The sequence below is a fragment of the Streptomyces sp. NPDC025793 genome (assembly GCF_055558375.1).
In genome coordinates this window covers 103324-124510 of record NZ_JBVHMR010000011.1, presented here as the reverse complement: position 1 = coordinate 124510, position 21187 = coordinate 103324, and the positions used below count along the sequence as shown (strand labels likewise).

At 72.1% G+C, this 21187-nt stretch carries 19 protein-coding genes; 9 read left to right on the top strand and 10 right to left on the bottom strand.

The annotated features are described in order from the left end of the window. Positions 1-48 precede the first annotated feature (48 nt). Genes ACZ4MF_RS22055 through ACZ4MF_RS22030 form a run of 6 tightly spaced genes read right to left on the bottom strand, consistent with a single transcriptional unit; the run spans position 49 to position 6426 of the window. Positions 49-1410, bottom strand: coding sequence for a BNR repeat-containing protein (locus tag ACZ4MF_RS22055; protein WP_467493638.1), 1362 nt, complete (start codon positions 1408-1410; stop codon positions 49-51). After that, positions 1407-1727 carry an L-rhamnose mutarotase gene (locus ACZ4MF_RS22050; protein ID WP_467493637.1) on the bottom strand — a complete coding sequence of 107 codons (321 nt, stop codon included), beginning with the start codon at positions 1725-1727 and terminating at the stop codon, positions 1407-1409. Before ACZ4MF_RS22050 ends, ACZ4MF_RS22055 begins: the two co-directional genes overlap by 4 nt. Positions 1728-1744: 17 nt before the next feature. Further along, entirely contained in the window at positions 1745-2821 is a 1077-nt protein-coding gene (gene rhaS / locus ACZ4MF_RS22045) for a rhamnose ABC transporter substrate-binding protein (RefSeq protein ID WP_467493636.1), read from the bottom strand. Between the two features lie 38 nt (positions 2822-2859). Next, positions 2860-3849, bottom strand: coding sequence for an ABC transporter permease (locus tag ACZ4MF_RS22040; RefSeq protein ID WP_467493635.1), 990 nt, complete (start codon positions 3847-3849; stop codon positions 2860-2862). Beyond that, complete coding sequence (locus ACZ4MF_RS22035; RefSeq protein ID WP_467493634.1) at positions 3842-4912, bottom strand: ABC transporter permease; 1071 nt, start codon at positions 4910-4912, stop codon at positions 3842-3844. Before ACZ4MF_RS22035 ends, ACZ4MF_RS22040 begins: the two co-directional genes overlap by 8 nt. Continuing rightward, entirely contained in the window at positions 4909-6426 is a 1518-nt protein-coding gene (locus tag ACZ4MF_RS22030; RefSeq protein ID WP_467493633.1) for a sugar ABC transporter ATP-binding protein, read from the bottom strand. The genes ACZ4MF_RS22035 and ACZ4MF_RS22030 overlap by 4 nt, the downstream gene beginning before the upstream one ends. Positions 6427-6702: 276 nt before the next feature. On the opposite strand from ACZ4MF_RS22030, the gene rhaI reads away from it, so the two are divergent. The 7 genes from rhaI (at position 6703) to ACZ4MF_RS21995 (ending at position 15722) form a co-directional block, all read left to right on the top strand. Further along, on the top strand, positions 6703-7869 hold the full coding sequence (gene rhaI, locus ACZ4MF_RS22025; protein WP_467493632.1) for an L-rhamnose isomerase: 1167 nt from the start codon (positions 6703-6705) through the stop codon (positions 7867-7869). 132 nt (positions 7870-8001) lie between these two features. Further along, positions 8002-10041, top strand: a complete 2040-nt coding sequence (locus ACZ4MF_RS22020; RefSeq protein ID WP_467493631.1) for a bifunctional aldolase/short-chain dehydrogenase — start codon at positions 8002-8004, stop codon at positions 10039-10041. Beyond that, complete coding sequence (locus tag ACZ4MF_RS22015) at positions 10038-11486, top strand: rhamnulokinase (protein ID WP_467493630.1); 1449 nt, start codon at positions 10038-10040, stop codon at positions 11484-11486. Before ACZ4MF_RS22020 ends, ACZ4MF_RS22015 begins: the two co-directional genes overlap by 4 nt. A 118-nt stretch (positions 11487-11604) precedes the next feature. Continuing rightward, the gene (locus ACZ4MF_RS22010) at positions 11605-12360 is read left to right on the top strand and encodes a (Fe-S)-binding protein (protein WP_467493629.1); all 756 of its coding nucleotides are present in this window, start codon (positions 11605-11607) and stop codon (positions 12358-12360) included. After that, positions 12357-13868 (top strand): LutB/LldF family L-lactate oxidation iron-sulfur protein, encoded by a 1512-nt coding sequence (locus ACZ4MF_RS22005; protein ID WP_467493628.1) that lies wholly within the window; start codon positions 12357-12359, stop codon positions 13866-13868. Before ACZ4MF_RS22010 ends, ACZ4MF_RS22005 begins: the two co-directional genes overlap by 4 nt. Next, the gene (locus ACZ4MF_RS22000) at positions 13865-14506 is read left to right on the top strand and encodes a LutC/YkgG family protein (protein ID WP_467493627.1); all 642 of its coding nucleotides are present in this window, start codon (positions 13865-13867) and stop codon (positions 14504-14506) included. Before ACZ4MF_RS22005 ends, ACZ4MF_RS22000 begins: the two co-directional genes overlap by 4 nt. 61 nt (positions 14507-14567) lie before the next feature. Beyond that, positions 14568-15722, top strand: a complete 1155-nt coding sequence (locus tag ACZ4MF_RS21995) for an ABC transporter ATP-binding protein (protein WP_467493626.1) — start codon at positions 14568-14570, stop codon at positions 15720-15722. Here the strand turns inward: ACZ4MF_RS21995 and ACZ4MF_RS21990 are convergent. The 4 genes from ACZ4MF_RS21990 to ACZ4MF_RS21975 all read right to left on the bottom strand — a co-directional run bounded on the left by ACZ4MF_RS21990 (position 15619) and on the right by ACZ4MF_RS21975 (position 18808). After that, on the bottom strand, positions 15619-16689 hold the full coding sequence (locus tag ACZ4MF_RS21990; protein ID WP_467493625.1) for an ABC transporter substrate-binding protein: 1071 nt from the start codon (positions 16687-16689) through the stop codon (positions 15619-15621). The two genes, ACZ4MF_RS21995 and ACZ4MF_RS21990, sit on opposite strands and share 104 nt — an antisense overlap. Then, a complete protein-coding gene (locus ACZ4MF_RS21985; RefSeq protein WP_362819428.1) occupies positions 16686-17357 on the bottom strand; it encodes an ABC transporter permease in 672 nt (223 codons plus the stop codon). Before ACZ4MF_RS21985 ends, ACZ4MF_RS21990 begins: the two co-directional genes overlap by 4 nt. Before the next feature lie 22 nt (positions 17358-17379). Then, on the bottom strand, positions 17380-18123 hold the full coding sequence (locus tag ACZ4MF_RS21980) for an ABC transporter permease (protein WP_467493624.1): 744 nt from the start codon (positions 18121-18123) through the stop codon (positions 17380-17382). Positions 18124-18232: 109 nt separating this feature from the next. Then, positions 18233-18808, bottom strand: a complete 576-nt coding sequence (locus tag ACZ4MF_RS21975; protein WP_467493623.1) for a TetR/AcrR family transcriptional regulator — start codon at positions 18806-18808, stop codon at positions 18233-18235. A 120-nt stretch (positions 18809-18928) separates the two neighbouring features. Between ACZ4MF_RS21975 and ACZ4MF_RS21970 the strand changes: the two genes are divergently transcribed. Then, positions 18929-19786, top strand: a complete 858-nt coding sequence (locus tag ACZ4MF_RS21970) for an AAA family ATPase (RefSeq protein ID WP_467493622.1) — start codon at positions 18929-18931, stop codon at positions 19784-19786. Positions 19787-19839: 53 nt separating this feature from the next. After that, entirely contained in the window at positions 19840-21141 is a 1302-nt protein-coding gene (locus tag ACZ4MF_RS21965) for a VWA domain-containing protein (RefSeq protein WP_467493748.1), read from the top strand. The last annotated feature ends 46 nt before the right edge of the window (positions 21142-21187 follow it).

Sequence of the window (21187 nt, the reverse complement as noted above, 5' to 3'; positions counted from 1 at the left end):
CCTCCAGGGACGAAAGGGACGGACGGCGGGCGGCCCTTCACATTACCGTCATGCGGGCAGGGCGAAATCGGCCACGCACACGGGCGAGGGCGCCTGACCGGTGGACCTCTCCTGGTACAGGAAGGACAGGACGCCCTCCGCCACGGCCCGCGTCTCGTCGATCACCACCTCGCCGAAGGCGTTCAGCTCGCCGCCGTCGTACAGCGCCGTCCAGTCGGTGTACCCGGAGGCCTTCGAGGCGGCGGCGATGCGGCCGCGGGGAAGGACCGCGTAGGCGTTGTCGTACCGGTCGAGGACGAGCTTGGTGCGCTGGCTGGAGTTCAGGGGGACGGGGATCTCGGTCTTCCGCCACGTCCCGTCCGGGCTCTTGCGGAGGTGGAAGGCGCGTCCGTGGGCGATGCGGTCGGCGACGTAGTCCGTGGTGCGCGGCCCGAAGCGGCCCGGTACGTGGCTGATGATCGCGTGCGGCAGCCCGGCGGAGTCGGTGGCCTGGCTCTCCTGGTTCATCAGGCAGTGGTCGGGGCCGAGGGGGTCCACGACGAGACCGGGATCGGTGACGGCGACCGGATCCGGGCCGCCGGTGGTGGCGACGACCGCCCAGGCGTCGTTGCGCCAGGTCCGGCCCCGGTCGGTGGAGTGGACGTAGCCGGTGTCGTGATTGGTCAGCCCGCCACCGCCGCACATCACGGCGTGGTCCTGCTCGCGCCAGGTGAACAGGGCGTGCAGCCGGCCGTGGACGTCGTAGTCGATGCCGTGCAGATACATGTTCCGCGCGGTGCTGGAGCCGTGAGCGGTCGTGTACGTGCCCGTCGACGCGGTCCACTCCCCCAGCACCGTCCAGCCCGAACGGCCGTACTCGGCAAGGGCGTTGCGGCCGTCCCCGGAGATGCCGACGCGGTAGCTGAGCTGGAGGCCGCCCTCGGGCGTCGTGAGGAACTGCGGGTAGGTGAACCGGGTGGTGAGGGCGAGTCCGTCGAGGGTGGTCCGTACGGCGCCGAAGACGGACCGGTCCCAGGGCGTGTCGGCGGGGCGGTCGAGCAGTCCGGCGACGGACTTCACGTACCGGAAGCCGCTGCTGTGCGCGTCCATGACCAGGTGCAGCCGGCCGTCGTTGCGCGAGACGCCCATCGAGATCACGTTGTGCGAGTCGTCGCACCCCAGCCGGTGGTCCAGCGGCACCGCCGCCCAGTCCGCCCGGCCCGCGGTGCGGCGGGCGACGGTCGCGCGGCGGTCTTCCGCGTACCAGGCCGCGTACTGCCGGCCCCGGTAGGTGAACAGGCCGTTCTTCTGGAAGGAGTTGTTGTTGACGAGCCCGTCGTACGAGACGAAGTACAGGGCCCGGGGATCGAGGAGGGTGCGGCCGAGGGGGGTGACCCGGGGTGCCGCGAGCCCGCTTCCGGCGGCGGTCATGACAGGTGGAACACCTCCGTGAGCGGTCTCATGGCCTCGTCGGGCCGGGCACCGTCCGCCGACTCGAAGAACGGCGCCATCTCCGCCTGCCAGCGGGCGTTGACGCCGGTGGCCGCCATGCCGGCCCGGGCGGCGGCGAAGTCCTCGGTCTCCAGATAGCCGACGAGCAGGCCGTCCTCGCGCAGGAAGAGCGAGTAGTTGTGCCAGCCGGTCGCCCTCAGGGCGTCGAGCATCTCCGGCCAGACGGCGGCATGCCGCTCCCGGTACTCGTCGAGGCGGTCCGCCCTGACCTTCAGCAGGAAACACACGCGCTGCATCAACGCTCCCCGATTCACTAGAAGTCGAACCGGTCGACGTTCTTCGCGTCGAACACGGTCGGCTTGCCGAGGGTGATGACACCGTCCTTGCCGAGGGCGTACGTCGTGGCACCGGCCTTGAAGGTCTCCCCCTCCTTGCCGGTGATCTGCCCCGAGGCCAGCGCGACCGCGGCCCGCGCGGCCAGGTCGCCGAGCGCCGCCGGGTCCCACAGCTCGAAGGCGTCGACGGTGCCGTTCTTGACGTACGTGCGCATGTCGTTCGGCGTGCCGAGACCGGTGAGCTTGACCTTGCCCTTGTACTTCGAGCCGGACAGGTACTGGGCGGCGGCCTTGATGCCGACGGTGGTCGGGGAGATGATCCCCTTCAGGTCCGGGTGCTCCTGGAGCAGTCCCTGGGTCTGCTGGAAGGACTGCTGGGCGTCGTCGTTGCCATAAGCGATCTTGACGAGCCTGACGTCCTTGTACTTGGGGTCCTTCAGCTCGTCCTTCATGTAGCCGATCCAGGTGTTCTGGTTCGTCGCGGTCTGCGCGGCCGACAGGATCGCGATCTCGCCCTTGTACCCGATCTGCCGCGCGAGCAGCTGCACCTCGGTACGGCCCAGGTCCTCGGCGGACGCCTGCGAGACGAAGGCGTCGCGGCAGCCGGGGTCGGTGTCGGAGTCGTAGGTGACGACCTTGATGCCGTTGCCCATGGCCTGCTTCAGCGCGGTGCACAGCGCCCCGGGGTCCTGCGCGGACACGGCGATCCCGTTCACCTGCTGCTGGGTGAGCGTGTTGACGTAACTCACCTGCCCCGCGGTGTCGGTGGCGCTGGAGGGGCCCACCTCCTTGTAGGTCGAGCCGAGTTCGGCGAGTGCCTTCTCGCCGCCCTTGTCGGCGGTGGTGAAGTACGGGTTGTTCACCTGCTTGGGCAGGAAGCCGACGGTGAGCCCCTTCTTGAGGGCCGCATGCGGATCGGCCTTGCCCGTGGGGGCGACGGAGTCGTTGTTCCTGACGTCGTTCTTGGTGGTGCCGCCGCAGGCGGTGAGGGCGAGGGCGAGGGAGGTTCCGACGGCGAGGGCGGCGCAGGTACGGCGGAGGGACGGCTTGCGCATGGCGGAGGGTCCTTTGTGAGGGAGGGGGTGAGGACGGGCTACGGGGTCGGAGCCGAGGCGGCTCTGCGGCTCACCCGCGCGACGGTGATCTGGCGCGCGACCCGGGGGCCGAGCACGGAGACGACCAGCAGCACACCGGTGACGACGATCTGGGACTGCGCGGAGACGTTCAGCAGGCTCATCACGTTCTGCAGCGCACCGAGCAGAAACACCCCGGCGATCGCACCGCCCAGCGTCCCGCGGCCCCCGTCGAAGTCGATCCCGCCGAGCAACACGGCGGCCACGACGGAGAGTTCGAGTCCAGTGGCGTTGTCGTAGCGCGCACTGGCGTAGTGCAGCACCCAGAAGACACCGGTGAGCGCCGACATGAACCCGGTGGCGACGAAGAGCAGCAGCTTGGTCCGCTTCACCCGGATCCCGGCGAAGCGCGCCGCCTCCTCGCTCGCGCCGACCGCGAACAGCGAGCGCCCGAACGGCGTGGCGTGCAGCACGAGCACGGCGATGGCGAGCAGGGCGAGGAAGGGCAGGAACGCCTGCGGCAGGAACGTGCCGCCGAGCCGGCCGGACGCGAAGTCCAGGTACTGGGACGGGAAATCGGTGACCGCGTCGGAGCCGAGCACGATCTGGGCGAGGCCCCGGTAGGCGGCGAGGGTGCCGATGGTGACGGCGAGCGAGGGCAGGCCGAGCCGGGTCACGAGCAGGCCGTTGACCAGTCCGCACACCACGCCCAGCAGCAGGCACAGCGGGATGATCGTCTCGATCGCCATGCCCTCGTTCCAGAGCTTGCCCAGCACGGCCCCGGACAGCCCGGCCGTGGACGCCACCGACAGGTCGATCTCGCCGCAGACCACGAGCAGGGTCATCGGCAGGGCGATCAATGCGATCGGAAGCGTGTTACCGATCAGGAAGGACAGGTTCAGCGCGTTGCCGAAACCGTCCACGAAACCGAACGACAGAAGCAACAGGACGATCAGGAGCGCGCCGACGACGGTGTCCCAGCGGACGGCGCGGGTCAGTGACTCAGGCACCGGCGTTCTCCTTCGGCAGGGCGGTCCCCGGCCGGACCGACTTCTTCTTCAGGGCGGCGGCCACCCGCAGCGCGACGATCCGGTCGACGGCGATGGCGAGGAGCAGCAGGACCCCGTTGATGGCGAGCGCCCACACGGAGCTGACGCCGAGCGCGGGCAGCACGCTGTTCACGGAGGTGAGCAGCAGGGCGCCGAGCGCGGCGCCGTAGACGCTGCCCGAGCCGCCGGTGAAGACGACACCGCCGACCACGACCGCGCTGACGACGGTGAGTTCGTAGCCGTTGCCGGTGCCCGAGTCGACGTTGCCGAACCGGGCCAGGTACATCGCCCCGGCGAGTCCGGCGAGCGCTCCGCAGACGGTGTAGGCGGTGAGGATCCGCCGGCGCACCGGGATGCCGGCCAGCCGGGCGGCCTCCGGGTTGGAGCCGAGGGCGTACAACTCCCGGCCGCCGCCGAAGTGTTTGAGGTAGTAGGCGGTGGCGACGAGGACGGCGAGCGCGATCACGGCGAGCCAGGGGATCGCTGCGACGCCGCCGGAGCCGAAGTCGACGAACCCTCCAGGGAGGTCGGCCGCGGTGATCTGGCGTGAGCCGACCCAGATGGAGTCGATGCCGCGGATGATGTAGAGGGTGCCGAGGGTGACGACGAGGGCCGGCACCTGGCCGAGGCTGACGAGCAGGCCGTTGAGGAGGCCGAAGCCGACGCCGAGCAGGACGGCCAGGACGATCGCGAGGACGGGGTTCCCGCCTTGGTGGAGGTAAGTGCCCGCGGCGAAGGCGCTGATGCCGAGAGTGGAGCCCACCGACAGGTCGACGTTCCTTGTGATCACCACCAGAGACTGGCCGGTGGCGACCAGCACCAGGATGGTCGCGTTGAGCAGCAGGTCCTTGATGCCCTGCTCCGACAGGAACTGGCTGTTACCGGCCTGGGTGATCGCGATCATCACCAGGAAGACGACCAGGATGGCGAGTTCGCGCATCGTGAAGACGCGATGGACCAACCGGGTCCCTTGCGACCGGGTTGCTTCGGCGACGGGGGTGGAGCCAGGGGTGGTCACCGTCATGCGGCGGCCCTCCCGGTGGCTGCGGCCATCACGGTCTCCTCGGTGGCTTGGGAGCGGGGGATCTCGGCGGTGATCCGGCCCTCGTGCATCACCAGCACCCGGTCGGCCATGCCGAGGATCTCGGGCAGGTCGGAGGAGATCATCAGCACCGCCACCCCCTCGGCGGCGAGTTGCGACAGCAGCCGGTGTACCTCCGCCTTCGTACCGACGTCGATCCCCCGCGTCGGCTCGTCCACGATGAGCACCTTCGGGCCGGTCGCGAGCCACTTGGCGAGGACGACCTTCTGCTGGTTGCCGCCCGAGAGGGTGCCGACGGCATCCGCGATCCGGGCGTACTTCACCTGGAGCCTCACCGCCCAGTCCAGGGAGCGGCTGCGCTCGGCGCCCCGGTCCATCAGTCCGGCCTTCACGGTCGCACGGAGTCCGGTCAGCCCGATGTTCCGCTCGATGGACATGTCCATCACCAGGCCCTGGGCGCGCCGGTCCTCGGGGACGAGGGCGAGGCCCGCGGCCATCGCCGTGGAGGGCGCGCCGTTGGTCAGCCGGCGCCCGTCGATCTCGACCTCGCCCGCGTCCCACCGGTCGACGCCGAACACGGCGCGGGCCACTTCCGTACGACCGGCGCCCACCAGCCCGGCGAGAGCGACGATCTCGCCGCGCCGCACCTCGAACGACACGTCGGTGAAGACGCCCTCACGGGTCAACCGCCGTACGCTGAGCGCCACTTGACCGGGCTTCACCTCCTGCTTCGGATACAGCTCGGCCAGCTCGCGACCGACCATCCGCCGGACCAGGTCGTCCTCTGTCATGCCGTCGAGCGGCTCGCAGGCGATCCCGGCGCCGTCCCGCAGCGTGGTCACCCGATGGCAGATGCGGAAGATCTCCTCCAGGCGGTGGGAGATGAACAGGACGGCGGCGCCCTGCTCGCTCAGGGTGCGCACGACGCCGAAGAGCCGGGCGACCTCGCTGCCGGTCAGGGCGGCCGTCGGCTCGTCCATGATCAGGACCCGGGCGTCGAAGGAGAGCGCCTTGGCGATCTCGACGATCTGCTGGTCGGCGATCGACAGTCCGCGGGCGGGCCGGTCGGGGTCGAGGTCGACGCCGAGCCGTTTCATCAGGGCGGCCGTGGCCGCGCGGGTGGCCTTGTGGTCGATCCGGCGCAGGGCCCGCCGGGGCTGGCGGCCCATGAAGATGTTCTCGGCGATCGACAGGTCGGGAAAGAGCGTGGGCTCCTGGTAGATGACGGCGATCCCCGCGTCGCGGGCGTCGCCGGGGCCATGGAAGACGACGCCCTCGCCGTCGAGCAGCACCTGGCCGGTGTCCGGCCGGTGCACCCCGGCGAGGGTCTTGATCAGCGTCGACTTGCCCGCGCCGTTCTCTCCGGCGAGGGCGTGCACCTCGCCGGGCAGCAGCTCCAGGGAGACGTCCCTGAGGGCACGTACGGCGCCGAAGGACTTGGAGACGCCCCTCAGTGCCAGCACCGGCGCCGGTCCCGTGTCGGGCGGGTGGGTCATGGCAGGCTCCTCGACGACACCGGCGGAAACGGCCGCGAGGCCCGCGCCCACAGCGTTGTGAAAGGTTTCAACTGGATTGCCGGGACCGTAGGCACCGCGGCCATGTCACGTCAATGGGTCCGTATCGAAAAAATTTCGATAGCCCAAGGTCACGGCGGAGTCACGGAAAACCGGCTCGACCGGAGTCCTTGACACCCTTTCGAGAGGCCCCTAGCTTGCGGTTCTGAATCGTTTCACATGCCTCGTTGTTCCGACCGACACCTCCAGGAGCCCGCAGTGACCGACCTCGCCGCGGTGAAGGCCGCGCTCAAGACACAGGCAGTCGAGACGCCGTCGTGGGCGTACGGGAACTCGGGAACCCGTTTCAAGGTGTTCGCCCAGGCCGGCGTGCCCCGCGATCCCTGGGAGAAACTCCAGGACGCGGCGAAGGTGCACGAGTTCACGGGTGTGGCCCCGACCGTGGCCCTGCACATCCCCTGGGACAGGGTCGAGGACTATGCGGCGTTGGCCAAGTACGCCGAGGAGCGCGGGCTGAGGCTGGGCGCGATCAACTCCAACACCTTCCAGGACGACGACTACAAGCTGGGCAGCATCTGCCATCCGGACGCGGCGGTGCGGCGCAAGGCGGTCGATCATCTGCTGGAGTGCGTCGACATCATGGACGCGACCGGCTCCGCCGATCTCAAGCTGTGGTTCGCCGACGGCACGAACTACCCCGGCCAGGACGACGTCCGCGCCCGGCAGGACCGGCTCGCCGAGGCGCTGGCCGAGGTGTACGAGCGGCTCGGCGAGGGGCAGCGGATGCTGCTGGAGTACAAGCTCTTCGAGCCGGCGTTCTACGCGACGGACGTGCCGGACTGGGGCACGGCGTACGCGCACTGTCTGAAGCTGGGGCCGAGGGCGCAGGTCGTGGTCGACACCGGGCACCACGCGCCGGGGACCAACATCGAGTTCATCGTCGCCACGCTGCTGCGGGAGGGGAGGCTCGGCGGGTTCGACTTCAACTCCCGGTTCTACGCCGACGACGACCTCATGGCGGGGGCCGCCGACCCGTTCCAGCTGTTCCGGATCATGTACGAGGTGGTGCGCGGCGGCGGGTTCGCGGCGGAGGCCGGGATCGCGTTCATGCTCGATCAGTGCCACAACATCGAGGCGAAGATTCCGGCGATCATCCGGTCCGTGATGAACGTGCAGGAGGCCACGGCGAAGGCTCTGCTGGTCGACCGGGCGGCGTTGGCGCAGGCTCAGGCCGCCGGTGATGTGCTCGGCGCCCATGGAGTGTTGATGGATGCGTACAACACCGATGTGCGGCCGTTGCTGCGGGAGGTGCGCGGGGAGTTGGGGGTGGACCCGGATCCACTCACCGCCTACGCCAGGTCCGGGTGGGGTGAGGAGATCGTCGCCTCGCGCGTCGGGGGGCAGCAGGCCGGTTGGGGGGCGTGAGCGTCTGCCCGGTTCAGCGCCGTTGCGGGGCGCAGGTGCGTCGTGGCTCGTCGCGCCCACGCGGCGGAGCCGCACATCGATACAGCCCCGCGCCCCCTCGATACTCACCCACTCTTGAAAAGGACCGTAATCATGACCACCCACCCCCAGGCCGCCGCCCTCCTCTCCCGCTCCCATCGGCTCGGCTCCGACCCCCGTAACACCAACTACGCCGGCGGCAACGCGTCCGCGAAGGGCACCGGGACCGATCCCGTGACCGGTGGTGACGTCGAGCTGATGTGGGTGAAGGGATCGGGTGGTGACCTGGGCACGCTGACCGAGGCGGGGCTGGCCGTCCTGCGGCTGGATCGGCTGCGGGCGCTCGTGGACGTGTATCCCGGCGTCGAGCGGGAGGACGAGACGGTCGCCGCGTTCGACTACTGCCTGCACGGCAGGGGCGGGGCGGCGCCGTCCATCGACACCGCCATGCACGCTCTGGTGGACGCCCCGCACGTCGATCATCTGCATCCGGACTCGGGAATCGCGCTCGCCTGTGCGGCCGACGGGGAGAAGCTGACCGCCGAGTGCTTCGGGGACAGCGTGGTCTGGGTGCCGTGGCGGCGGCCGGGGTTCCAGCTGGGGCTGGACATCGCCGCGGTCAAGGCCGCCCACCCGCAGGCCGTCGGATGCGTCCTCGGCGGGCACGGCATCACCGCCTGGGGCGACACCTCCGAGGAGTGCGAGCGCAACTCGCTGCACATCATCCGCACCGCCGAGGAGTTCCTCGCCGAGCGGGGGAAGGCGGAGCCCTTCGGGCCGCTCGTGGAGGGGTACGGCGCCCTGCCCGAGGCCGAGCGCAGGCAGCGGGCGGCGGCGCTCGCGCCGTACGTACGGGCCCTCGCCTCCCAGGACGAGCCGCAGGTCGGGCACTTCGACGACGCCGACGTGGTGCTGGACTTCCTGGCGCGGGCCGAGCATCCCCGGCTGGCCGCGCTGGGGACGTCGTGCCCGGACCACTTCCTGCGCACCAAGGTACGGCCGCTGGTGCTCGACCTGCCGCCGGCCGCGCCCCTGGCGGAGGCCGTCGCGCGGCTGAAGGAGCTGCACGCCGCCTACCGGGAGGAGTACGCCGCCTACTACGAGCGGCACGCGCTGCCCGACTCCCCCGCCATGCGCGGTGCCGACCCGGCGATCGTGCTGATCCCGGGCGTGGGGATGTTCTCCTTCGGCAAGGACAAGCAGACCGCGCGCGTGGCAGGCGAGTTCTACGTCAACGCCGTCCACGTCATGCGGGGCGCGGAGGCCGTGTCGGCGTACGCGCCGATCGAGGAGTCCGAGAAGTTCCGTATCGAGTACTGGGCGCTGGAGGAGGCCAAGCTCCGCCGGATGCCGAGGCCGAAGCCGCTGGCCACCCGGGTCGCGCTCGTCACGGGCGCCGGCAGCGGGATCGGGAAGGCCGTCGCACTGCGGCTCGTCGCCGAGGGGGCGTGTGTCGTCGTCGCCGATCTGGACGCGGACAGCGCCGCCGCCGTCGCGCAGGAGCTGGGCGGGTCCGACAGGGCCTTCGCCGTCAGCGTCGATGTGACGGACGAGGAGCAGATCGCCGCCGCGTTCCGGGCCGCCGTGCTCGCCTTCGGCGGGGTCGACCTCGTCGTGAACAACGCCGGGATCTCCATCTCCAAGCCGCTGCTGGAGACCACCGCCGAGGACTGGGACCTCCAGCACGACATCATGGCGCGCGGTTCCTTCCTGGTCTCCCGGGAGGCGGCACGCGTGATGGCCGCGCAGGGACTGGGCGGCGACATCGTCTACATCGCGTCCAAGAACGCCGTCTTCGCCGGGCCCCACAACATCGCCTACTCGGCGACCAAGGCCGACCAGGCCCATCAAGTGCGGCTACTGGCGGCCGAGTTGGGTGAGCACCGGATCCGGGTCAACGGGGTCAACCCGGACGGGGTGGTGCGCGGGTCCGGGATCTTCGCCGGCGGCTGGGGCGCGCAGCGGGCCGCCGTGTACGGGGTGCCGGAGGAGAAGCTGGGCGAGTTCTACGCACAGCGGACCCTCCTCAAGCGGGAGGTGCTGCCCGAGCACGTGGCCGCTGCGGTCTTCGCACTCACCGGCGGCGACCTGACGCACACCACCGGACTGCACATCCCGGTCGACGCGGGTGTGGCGGCCGCGTTCCTGCGATGAGCGCGGGAGTGAGGTCGTACGCCGCGGTCGATCTGGGCGCGTCCAGCGGGCGGGTGATGGTCGGCCGCGTGGGGGCCGACGCACTGGAGCTGGGTGAGGCGCACCGGTTCCCCAACCGGCAGGTGCGCGTCCCGGAGGGGCTGCGCTGGGACGTGCTCGCCCTGTACGGCGGTGTCCTGGACGGGCTGCGGGCGGCCGGGCAGGTGGCGTCCGTCGGCATCGACGGCTGGGCCGTCGACTACGGCCTGCTGGACGCCGACGGGGCCCTGCTGGGCAACCCGGTGCACTACCGCGACGCCCGCACCGAGGGCGCCGCCGAGAAGGTGTGGGCGACGGTGCCCGCCGGGGAGCTGTACAGCGCGACCGGCATCCAGTACGCGCCGTTCAACACCCTCTTCCAGCTCACCGCCGCCCGGTCGTCGCGTCAACTCGCCTATGCGGAACGGCTGTTGCTCATCCCCGATCTGCTCAGCCACTGGCTCACCGGTGAGCAGGGCACCGAGCTGACCAACGCCTCCACCACCCAGCTCATCGATCCCCGGACGCGGACGTGGGCGCACGGGATCGCCGAGCGGCTCGGCATCGACCTCGGGCTGTTCGCGCCGCTGCGGCAGCCGGGGGATCCGGCCGGGGTGCTGCGGCCCGAGGTGCTGGAGGAGACCGGGCTGGCCGGACCCGTGCCGGTGACGGCCGTCGGCTCGCACGACACCGCCTCCGCGGTCGCCGCCGTCCCGGCGACCGGGAGGAACTTCGCGTACATCTGCACCGGCACGTGGTCCCTGGCCGGGCTGGAGCTGACCGCCCCCGTGCTCACCGAGGAGAGCCGGGTCGCGAACTTCACCAACGAACTGGGGCTGGACGGCACCGTCCGCTACCTGCGCAACATCATGGGGCTGTGGCTGCTCCAGGAGTGCCAACGCTCTTGGGGCGAGCCGGACTTGGGGCTGCTGCTGCGCGAGGCCGGCACCGCGCCGGGCCTGCGTTCGGTGGTGGACGCCGGGGACGAGGCGTTCCTGGCGCCGGGACGGATGCCGCAGCGGATCGCCGCGGCCTGCCGGACATCGGGGCAGCCGGTGCCCGGGACACGGGGCGAGGTCACCCGGTGCGTCCTCGACTCGCTGGCCCTCGCCCACCGGCGGGCCGTCGCGGACGCGCGGCGCCTCGCCGACCACCCGGTGGACGTGGTGCACCTCGTCGGCGGCGGCACCCGCAACGCGCTGCTGTGCCAGCTGACGGCCGACGCCTGCGGGCTGCCCGTGGTGGCGGGACCGACGGAGGCGGCCGCGCTCGGCAACGTGCTCGTGCAGGCCCGCACCCACGGGCTCGCCGGTGACCTCGCCGCCATGCGCGGGCTGCTCACCCGGACCCAGCCGCTGACCCGGTACACGCCGCGCGGCGACGACGCCCGCTGGCACGCCGCCGAGGCGCGGCTCGCCCGGAAGTGAACCCGCCGCACGGTCAACGCGGCGCACCATGAACGCGGCGCACGGAGTCGCCCTCTCGCCCCGGCGGTACCCGCCCACTAATCTGCACTCGTCCGATGACCGACCCCGAGGAGCCGCGATGCGTGTCGCCCTGTTCCTGACCTGTGTCAACGACACGCTCTATCCCGACACCGGCCGGGCCGTGGTGAAACTGCTGACCAGACTGGGCGTCGACGTCGACTTCCCGATGGACCAGACGTGTTGCGGGCAGGCCCACTACAACACCGGCTACCGCTATGAGGCGGAGCCCCTGGCCCGGCACTTCTCCGATGTCTTCGGCGGGTACGAGGCGATCGTCACGCCGTCCGGGTCGTGCGCGGCGATGGTGCGGGAGCTGTACCCGAGGATGGGCGAACGGGCGCGCGCCGAGGGGCGCGGGGACACCCTGGCCCGCACGCTGGCGCCGTTGGTGCCGAAGACGTACGAACTGACCGAGTTCCTGGTCGACGTCCTGAAGGTCACTGACGTGGGCGCGTACTACCCGCACCAGGTCACCTACCACCCGACCTGTCACGGGCTGCGCGGCCTCGGACTGGGCGACCGGCCGCACCGGCTGCTGCGAGCCGTCAAGGGGCTCGAACTGGTGGAGCTGCCGGGGGCCGAGGAGTGCTGCGGGTTCGGCGGCACGTTCGCGGTGAAGAACGCCGCGGTGTCGGCGGCGATGGGCGCGGACAAGGTGCGCGCCGCCGAGTCCACGGGCGCGTCGGTGCTGTGCGCGGCCGACAACTCGTGTCTGATGCACATCGGCGGCACGATGAGCCGGCTGCACACGGACATGCGGCCGGTGCACATCGCGGAGATCCTGGCGAGCACGGAGGAGGAATCAGCCGTATGAGCGGGACGTTCGTCGGCATGCCTGCATTTCCCCGACCCACCCACCCGGCGTTTCCCTCGTTTCCGGAGGCGGCCGCAGAGGCCGTCGGCGACGCGACCCTGCGCGGCAATCTGCGGCACGCCACCCACACCATCCGCGCCAAGCGGGCCAGGGCGGTGGCCGAGGTGTCCGACTGGGCCGAGCTGCGGGAGGCGGGCCGGCGCATCAAGGACCACACGCTGCGCCATCTCGACCGCTATCTGGTGCAGTTGGAGGAGTCGGTCACCGCGGCGGGCGGCACGGTCCACTGGGCGGCGGACGCCGACGAGGCCAACCGGATCGTCACCCGACTCGTCAAGGAGACGGGCGAGTCGGAGGTCGTGAAGGTCAAGTCGATGGCCACGCAGGAGATCGGGCTCAACGAAGCCCTTCTCGAAGGGGGCATCCGCGCCTACGAGACCGATCTCGCCGAGCTGATCGTGCAGTTGGGCAGGGATCGGCCCTCGCACATCCTCGTCCCGGCCATCCACCGCAACCGGGGCGAGATCCGGGAGATCTTCGCGAAGGAGATGGGCGCGTGGGGCCGCCCGGCCCCCGAGGGTCTGACCGACACGCCCGCCGAACTCGCCGAGGCGGCCCGGCTGCATCTGCGGGAGAAGTTCCTGCGCGCCAAGGTCGGCATCTCCGGCGCCAACTTCATGGTCGCCGAGACCGGCACCCTGGTGGTGGTGGAGTCCGAGGGCAACGGCCGTATGTGCCTCACCCTCCCCGAGACGCTGATCTCCGTCGTCGGCATCGAGAAGGTGGTGCCGACCTGGCGGGACCTGGAGGTCTTCCTCCAGACGCTGCCCCGCTCCGCCACCGCCGAGCGCATGAACCCGTACACCTCGACGTGGACCGGCACCACCGACGGCGACGGTCCGAGCGCCTTCCACCTCGTCCTGCTCGACAACGGCCGCACCGACACCCTCGCCGACCGGGTCGGCCGCCAGGCCCTGCGCTGCATCCGCTGCTCGGCCTGCCTCAACGTCTGTCCGGTCTACGAACGCGCGGGCGGACACGCCTACGGCTCGGTCTACCCGGGCCCGATCGGCGCCATCCTCAGCCCTCAACTGAGGGGCACCGCAAGCGAGATCGACGCCTCGCTGCCGTACGCGTCGAGCCTGTGCGGGGCGTGCTACGAGGTCTGCCCCGTCGCCATCGACATCCCGGAGGTGCTGGTGCACCTGCGGGAGCGGGTGGCCGAGGGCGGTCCGGCCGTGCGGGAGGGCAACCGGGTGCTGCTGAAGCCCGCCAAGGGGCACGCGGCCGAGCGGGCCGCCCTGCGCGCGGCCCGCTGGGCGCTGACCCACCCCGGCGCCCTGCGCACCGGACAACGGTTCGCCTCCCGCACCCGTCACCTGCACCCCCGCACGCTGCCCGGCCCCGGCCGGGCGTGGACCGGCACCCGGGATCTGCCACGGGTGCCGGCGGAGCCGTTCCGGGACTGGTGGCAGCGCACCCGCGGCGGAGAGGACGGGGTCAAGTGAGCAGCAGGGAACGGGTGTTGGGCCGGGTGCGGCGGGCGCTCGCCGACGTGGGTCCGGACGAGCGGCCGTACGAGGAGGTCGTGGGCCGGGACTATCTGCGCGCGCACGGGCGGCGCACGACCGCGCAGACGGTGGACCTGCTGGCACAGAACCTGGCGGACTACCGGGCGCTCGTGCACCGCGCCGACGACGAGGAGCTGCCGTACCTGGTCATGCGACTGCTGGCCGAGCGCGGCTCGCAAGAGGTGCTGGTGCCGCCGGGGCTGCCGCCGGAGTGGATGTCCGCAGCGGACCCGGTACGGATCCACGACAGGGTGGTGAGCACACCGCAGCGGCTGGACCGGGTCGGCAGTGTGGTGACGGGGTGTGCGGTGGCGATCGCCGAGACCGGCACGATCGTCCTGGACGGCTCCCCCGACCAGGGCCGCCGCCGCATCTCGCTGATCCCGGAGCACCACATCTGTGTCGTCCGGGTTCCGGACCAGGTCGTCTCCTCCGTGCCCGAGGCCCTCGAACGCCTCGATGCGGCACGGCCGTTGACGTGGATCTCGGGTCCCTCGGCGACGAGCGACATCGAGCTGGACCGGGTCGAGGGCGTGCACGGCCCGCGCACGCTGGAGGTGATCCTGCTCGGCTGACCGGTGCCCCGTTTCACCACGCCGGCGCGCAGGGCGCGGACGACGCCGTTAGCGTGGGGGAATGATCCGGTTCGAGCAGGTCAGCAAGCGGTATCCGGACGGTACGACGGCCGTGGACGACCTCTCCTTCGAGGTCGGCGAGGGTGAGCTGGTCACCCTCGTCGGGCCGTCCGGCTGCGGCAAGACGACGACCATGATGATGGTGAACCGGCTCATCGAACCCACCTCCGGCCGGATCCTCGTCGAGGGAGAGGACGTCGCCCGCGTCGACCCGGTGCGGCTGCGCCGGCGGATCGGGTACGTCATCCAGCAGGTGGGCCTCTTCCCGCACCGCACCGTCCTGGACAACACCGCGACGGTGCCCGCGCTGCTCGGCTGGAAGCGGGCGAAGGCCCGGGCGCGGGCCGCGGAGCTCCTCGATCTGGTCGGGCTCGACCCGGCGACGTACGGCCCGCGCTACCCGGAGCAGCTGTCCGGCGGGCAGCGGCAGCGGGTCGGGGTGGCGCGGGCGCTCGCCGCGGATCCGCCGGTGCTGCTGATGGACGAGCCGTTCGGCGCGGTCGACCCGGTGGTGCGCGAGCAGTTGCAGGACGAGTTCCTGCGCATGCAGGCCGCGGTGCGCAAGACGGTGCTGCTGGTCACGCACGACATCGAGGAGGCGGTCCGGCTCGGTGACCGGATCGCGGTGTACGGGCAGGGGCGGATCGAGCAGTTCGACACGCCGGCGGCGGTGCTGGGGGCGCCCGCCACGCCGTACGTCGCCTCCTTCGTGGGCGCCGACCGCGGCCTGAAGCGGCTGTCGGTCACCGAGATCGAGCCGGACGACCTGGAGCAACCGCTCGTGGCCCGGCTGGACGAGCCCGCCGAGCGGGCCCGGGAGCGGCTGCGGGCCGAGGGCGCGCGCTGGGCGGTCGTCCTCGACCCGGACGGCGATCTGCACGGCTGGGTCGGCCTCGACGCGCTGGCGGCGGGCGGCACGGTCGGCGCGCACACGCACCGGATGACCGCGTGGGTGCCGGTGGGCGCGCCGCTGAAGCAGGCGTTCGGGGTGATGCTCCAGTACGACGCCGGGTGGGTCGCGGTGCTGGACGGCGCGCGTTTCCTCGGCGTGCTCACCCCGGCGAAGCTGCACGAGGCGCTGCGCCGCTCGGTGGACGCGGACGCGCGGGGCGTGGCGCGGGGGCAGGTGCCGTTCGACTCGGTGTCGGACGCCTGAGCCGGACCGGGCCGGCGTGCGGCCGACCGGCCTGTTTCAGCAGGCCCTTGTCCGTGAGATAGGTGCGGGCGACGTCGGCGGGCAGCCGGCGCCAGCTGTCGACCTGCTCGTTCATGGACGCCAGGTCGGCCGTCGTCAGGACGTCACCCAGCGTGCCGAGCGCCTTGGAGACGCCTTCGCCGCCCGCGCGGGAGCGGTTGACGACCGGGACGACGTAGTCGGCGTTCTGGAGGTGCTTGTCGTCGGCGAGGAGCACCAGACCGAACTGGTCCAGCGTGGCGTCCGTGGTGGTGGTCAGCACCATCTGGTCCCGGCCCGCCTGCACGGCGCGCTTGGCCTGGGTGGTGCCGACGCCCTTGGGGTCGACGCCGGTGATGTCGATGCCGTAGATCTTCCTCAACCCGGGTTCGCAGTAAGGCCGTTGGACACACTCGTCGCCCGCCGCGAGGCGCACCTTCAGCCCCGAGGCGCCCAGGTCGCTGAGGTTCTTGAGGCGGTGTTCGCGGGCGTAGTCGGCGCGTACGGCGAAGGCGTTCTGGTCGACGGCCCGGCCGGGCGGCAGGACGGTGAGGCCGCGCGGGATGGCGAGCCGCCGCAGGGCCCGCATCGTCGCGTCGAGGTCGGGTGAGCCGACGGGGGTGGCGCCGGCGCCGTGGGCCTTGGCGTTCAGCCAGTCGGCGAGGGTGGCCGCGTACTCGGGCACGACGTCGATCTGGCCGGACTCCAGCGCCGGTTCGTACAGCTCCCGGTTGGCGACCGTGATCATCGAGGTCTTGTAGCCGGCCCGGTTCAGGAGCTGGGCGTACATCTGGGCGAGCAGGTCGCTCTCGGTGAAGCCGGCGGAGCCGATCGTGAGGTGGTGGCTGTCGCCGGGCGGTGCGGTGACCTCGCCGCGGTTCTCCAGGGAGGGACCGGTGGCGCAGCCGGTGAGGGCGAGGAGGAGGGCGGCGGGCAGGGCTCTTCTCATCGGCCGCCCCGGGCCCACACCGGTGCCAGCCGTTCGGCGGTCTCGAAGACGCCCTCGACGACGAGCGCGAACGCGGCGACCAGGATCGCGCCGGCCACCACCTGGGGGGTGCTGGCCAGGTTGAACCCGGCGGTGATGATGCGGCCGAGGCCGCCGCCGCCCGCGAGCGCGGCGATGGTGGCGGTGGCGACGAGCTGGACGGCGGCGATCCGCACCCCGGTCATGACCAGCGGGAGCGCGAGGGGCAGCTCCACGCGCAGCAGCATCTGCGCTCCGGTCATCCCCATGCCCCGGGCCGCCCGGACGACGCCGCGGTCGACCTCGCGCATGCCGACGTAGGCGTTGGTGAGCAGCGGCGGGACGGCGAACAGCACCAGTGCCACCACGGTGGGCCCCTCGCCCCACCGGCCGACCGGGGTGAGGAGCAGCAGCACCAGGACGGCGAAGGTGGGCACGGCACGGCCGACGTTGGAGACGTTCACGGCGAGCGCGCCGCCCCGGCCGAGGTGGCCGAGGACCAGGGCGACCGGGAGCGCGACGGCGCAGCTGACGGCGAGGCAGACGACGGTGAGGACGAGGTGCTGGAGCAGCCGGTGCCGGATGCCGTCGTCGCCCGACCAGTGCGCGGGGTCGGTGAGCCAGTGCCAGGCCGCGGTGAGCGTGTTCATCGCCGGGCCGCCGTCCGGTCGTTCATGTGCGGCCCGCCCGCGTGCCGGGGAGCCGGGTGCGCGGCCGCCCGCGTGCGGCGGGCGCGCGGGCCCGGCCGACCCTCGTCCACGGTGTGACGAGCCGCTGCACGCCCAGCAGGAGCAGGTCGGCGGCGACGGCGATCAGTACGCACAGCACGGACGCGGTGAGCACCTGGGCCTTGAAGTAGGTGTTCATGCCCGCGTAGATGAGGTTCCCGAGGCCGCCGAAGCCGACGATCGCGCCGACCGTGACCAGGGAGACCGCCGACACGGTGGCGATGCGCAGCCCGGCCATCGCGGCGGGCAGGGCGAGCGGCAGCTCGACGGTGAGCAGGAGGCGGACCGGGCCGTAGCCGAGGCCTCGCGCGGCCTGCCGGGTCTCCTCGGGGACCGCGCGCAGACCCGCGAGGATGTTGCGGACGAGGAGGGTGAGGGAGTACAGCACGAGTCCGGCGACGACGAGGGTGGCGGACAGGCCGTACACCGGCAGGAGCAGGGAGAACATGGCGAGCGACGGGATCGTGTAGAGGATCGTCGTCACGGCGAGGACCGGTCCCGCCGCCCAGCCCCAGCGGCGGGCCAGCACCGCGAGCGGCAGGGCGATGACGATCCCGATGAGCACCGACAGGGCGGTCAGGCGCAGGTGCTGGAGGGTCGCGTCGAGCAGGATCTGCCGGCGGGTGCGCAGATAGGCGCCGCAGATCCATGCGTTGCGTGCGAGGCAGTCGTGCGGCGGGGTGGTCACCGTCTCATTGGACCGGGTGGGCGAGCGCGGGGCCCGTTGTGCTGGCCCGTACGGGGCGCGGGGCTGTATCGGCCTGCGGCTGCGACGGACGCGGGCGGCCGACGGCCGGTCAGTCCATCCCCGCCGCGTCCATCAGCGCGGTCACCGTCGTCACGGCCAGTCCGTCCGCCAGGTGTTCCACCCGCGCGCCGGCCCGCGCGCTGGCGCCGTCGAAGACCAGGACGAGCTGGCGGGCGAGCAGTTCGGGGTCGCGGGCGCCGCCGCGCTCGGCCTCGGCACGGAAGCTCTCCGTCAGCCGCTGCTTGACGGCGCGGGCGACCACGCTCGCCGGGTGCTCGGGGTCCTTCAGCTCGACCAGGACGGCCAGGTAGGGGCAGCCGCGGTAGTCGGGGTCCGCGGCGGCCTCGGTGACCTGCTCGAAGACGTGGAGGATGCGCTCGCGCGGGGTCGCGTGGTCCGGGTCGGGGTGCGCGAGGCGGGCCTCGTACCGCGGGATCCGCCGCTCCAGGCTCGCGGCCAGCATCGCGTCCTTGCTGTCGAAGAGCTGGTACATGGACCGCTTGGAGACGCCGGCCTCCCGGCACAGGGCCTCGATGCCGATGCCGACGCCGTCGCGGTAGGAGAGCCGCGCGGCCGCGTCGAGCAGCCGGTCGCGGGAGGACGCCTTGTCGGTGGTGGTGGCCATACGGCGAGGTTACCCGGGCGACGGGCCAGTGGGAAACCGATCGGTGTATTCACGTGACACGGACACTGAACAAGCGCTTAGATAGGAGCCGGACCCGCTCCCGATCCGCCGGAGGCCCCGTTGTTCACGTCCGTCGACGACGTCTCCGCCCGCCTCGCCGAGACCGGCTACCTCGCCTCGCCCGCCGTCGCGACGACCGTGTTCCTCGCCGACCGGCTGGGCAAGCCGCTGCTGGTCGAGGGCCCCGCCGGGGTGGGCAAGACCGAGCTGGCCAAGGCCGTCGCCCAGGTGGCCGGGGCCCGGCTGGTCCGGCTCCAGTGCTACGAGGGCGTGGACGAGTCCCGGGCGCTGTACGAGTGGAACCACGCCAAGCAGCTCCTGCGCATCAGCGCGGGCCGCGACGAGAACTGGGACGAGACCCGCACCGACATCTTCGGCGAGGAGTTCCTGCTCCCCCGCCCCCTGCTCACCGCGATCCGCGGGGACGAGCCGACGGTGCTCTTGATCGACGAGACCGACAAGGCCGACGTCGAGATGGAGGGTCTGCTGCTGGAGGTGCTCAGCGACTTCCAGATCACGGTCCCGGAACTGGGCACGGTCACCGCGACCCGCCGCCCGTTCGTCGTCCTCACCTCCAACGCCGGCCGGGAGCTGTCCGAGGCACTGCGCCGGCGCTGCCTGTTCCTGCACATCGGTTTCCCCGAGGAGGAGCTGGAGCGGCGGATCGTCCGGCTGAAGGTGCCGGGCCTGACCGAGGCGCTGGCCGGGTCGGTGGTCCGGGTGGTCGGCGCGCTGCGCGCGATGGACCTGCGCAAGGCGCCGTCCGTCGCCGAGACCGTCGACTGGGCGCGCACCCTGCTGGCCCTGGGCGCGGAGGCGCTGGACGAGACGGTCGTCCGGGACAGCCTCGGGGTGATCCTCAAGCACCAGGACGACATCCAGAAGGCGGCGGCGAAGCTCGACCTGGACACCCTGTGACCGAGGTCGCCGAGCGGATCACCGGCCTGGTCGGGGCGCTGCGCGCGCACGGGATGCGGATCGGCACCGGCGAGAGCGTGGACGCGGCCCGCGCCGCGCGCGAACTCGGCTTCGCGGACCGGGAGTTGCTGCGGGAGGGACTGGCCGCGACGCTGCTGCACGGGCCCGGGCAGCGGGCGGTGTTCGACCCCGTCTTCGACCTCTACTTCCCGCGCGCGGTGGGCGGCCCGGACGGCGCCGGATCCGGCCGGGACGAGCTGCGCGACCGCCTGGCCGAGGCGCTGGCCGCGGGCGACCGGGTGTCGATGGCCCGGCTGGCGGCCGAGGCCGTCGACGGCATGGGCGGATACGGCGGTTCACCCGGCTCCGACGGCTTCTCGGCGTACCAGACCCTGGACCGGCTGCGCCCGCAGACCCTGTTGGCACGCGTGCGTGCGGACATCCGGGGCGGGAGCGGCGACGGAAGCGCCGACGGCTTCGCGGACCGGCTGCTGGACGACGAGATCCGCGGCCGGATCGAGCAGTTCCGGCGGATGGTCGGCGCGGAGGCGCGGCGCCGGGTGGCCGAGCGGCGCGGGCGGGACGAGATCGCCCGGCGCGGTGTCGTACCGACCGCGGACCGGGTGGACTTCCTGTTCGCGGGCCGGGACCAACTGGCCGAGCTGCGCAGGGCGGTTCAGCCGCTCGCGCGCAAGCTCGCCACCCGGCTGGCCGCGCGCCGGCGCCGGGCCGCGCGCGGCTCGGTCGACCTGCGCCGCACGCTGCGCTCCTCGCTGTCCACGGGCGGGGTGCCGATGCGGCCGGTGCTGCGCCGGCGCCGCCCGGTCCGCCCCGAACTGGTCCTGCTGTGCGACGTGTCCGGCTCGGTGTCGGGATTCTCGGACTTCACGATGCTGCTGGTGCAGGCGCTGCACGACCAGTTCAGCAAGATCCGGGTGTTCGCCTTCGTCAACCGGCTGGACGAGGTGACCGCACTGCTCGACCACGGCCGGGCCGACCCGGACGGGCTGAGCGCCCGCATCCGCGCCGAGGCCACGCTGACCGGCTGGCACGGCAGCAGCGACTACGGCGTGGCGCTGGGCGAGTTCGCCGAGCGGTACGGCGCCGCGGTCGGCCCGCGCACGACGGTGTTCGTCCTCGGGGACGCGCGCACCAACATGAGCGATCCGAACCTGGCCGCCGTGCGCGAGGTCGCGCGGCGGGCCCGGCGGGTGTACTGGCTGAACCCGGAGCCCCGGGACCGCTGGGGCACCGGCGACTCGGCCGCACCCGCCTACGCGGAGCTGGTCGAGATGCACGAGTGCCGTACGGCCCGTCAGCTCAGCGCGTTGATCGCGCGGCTGCTGCCGGTGTGATCGACTGGTACGCGACGACCGCGATCCGCATCTGAACCGCGCCCGA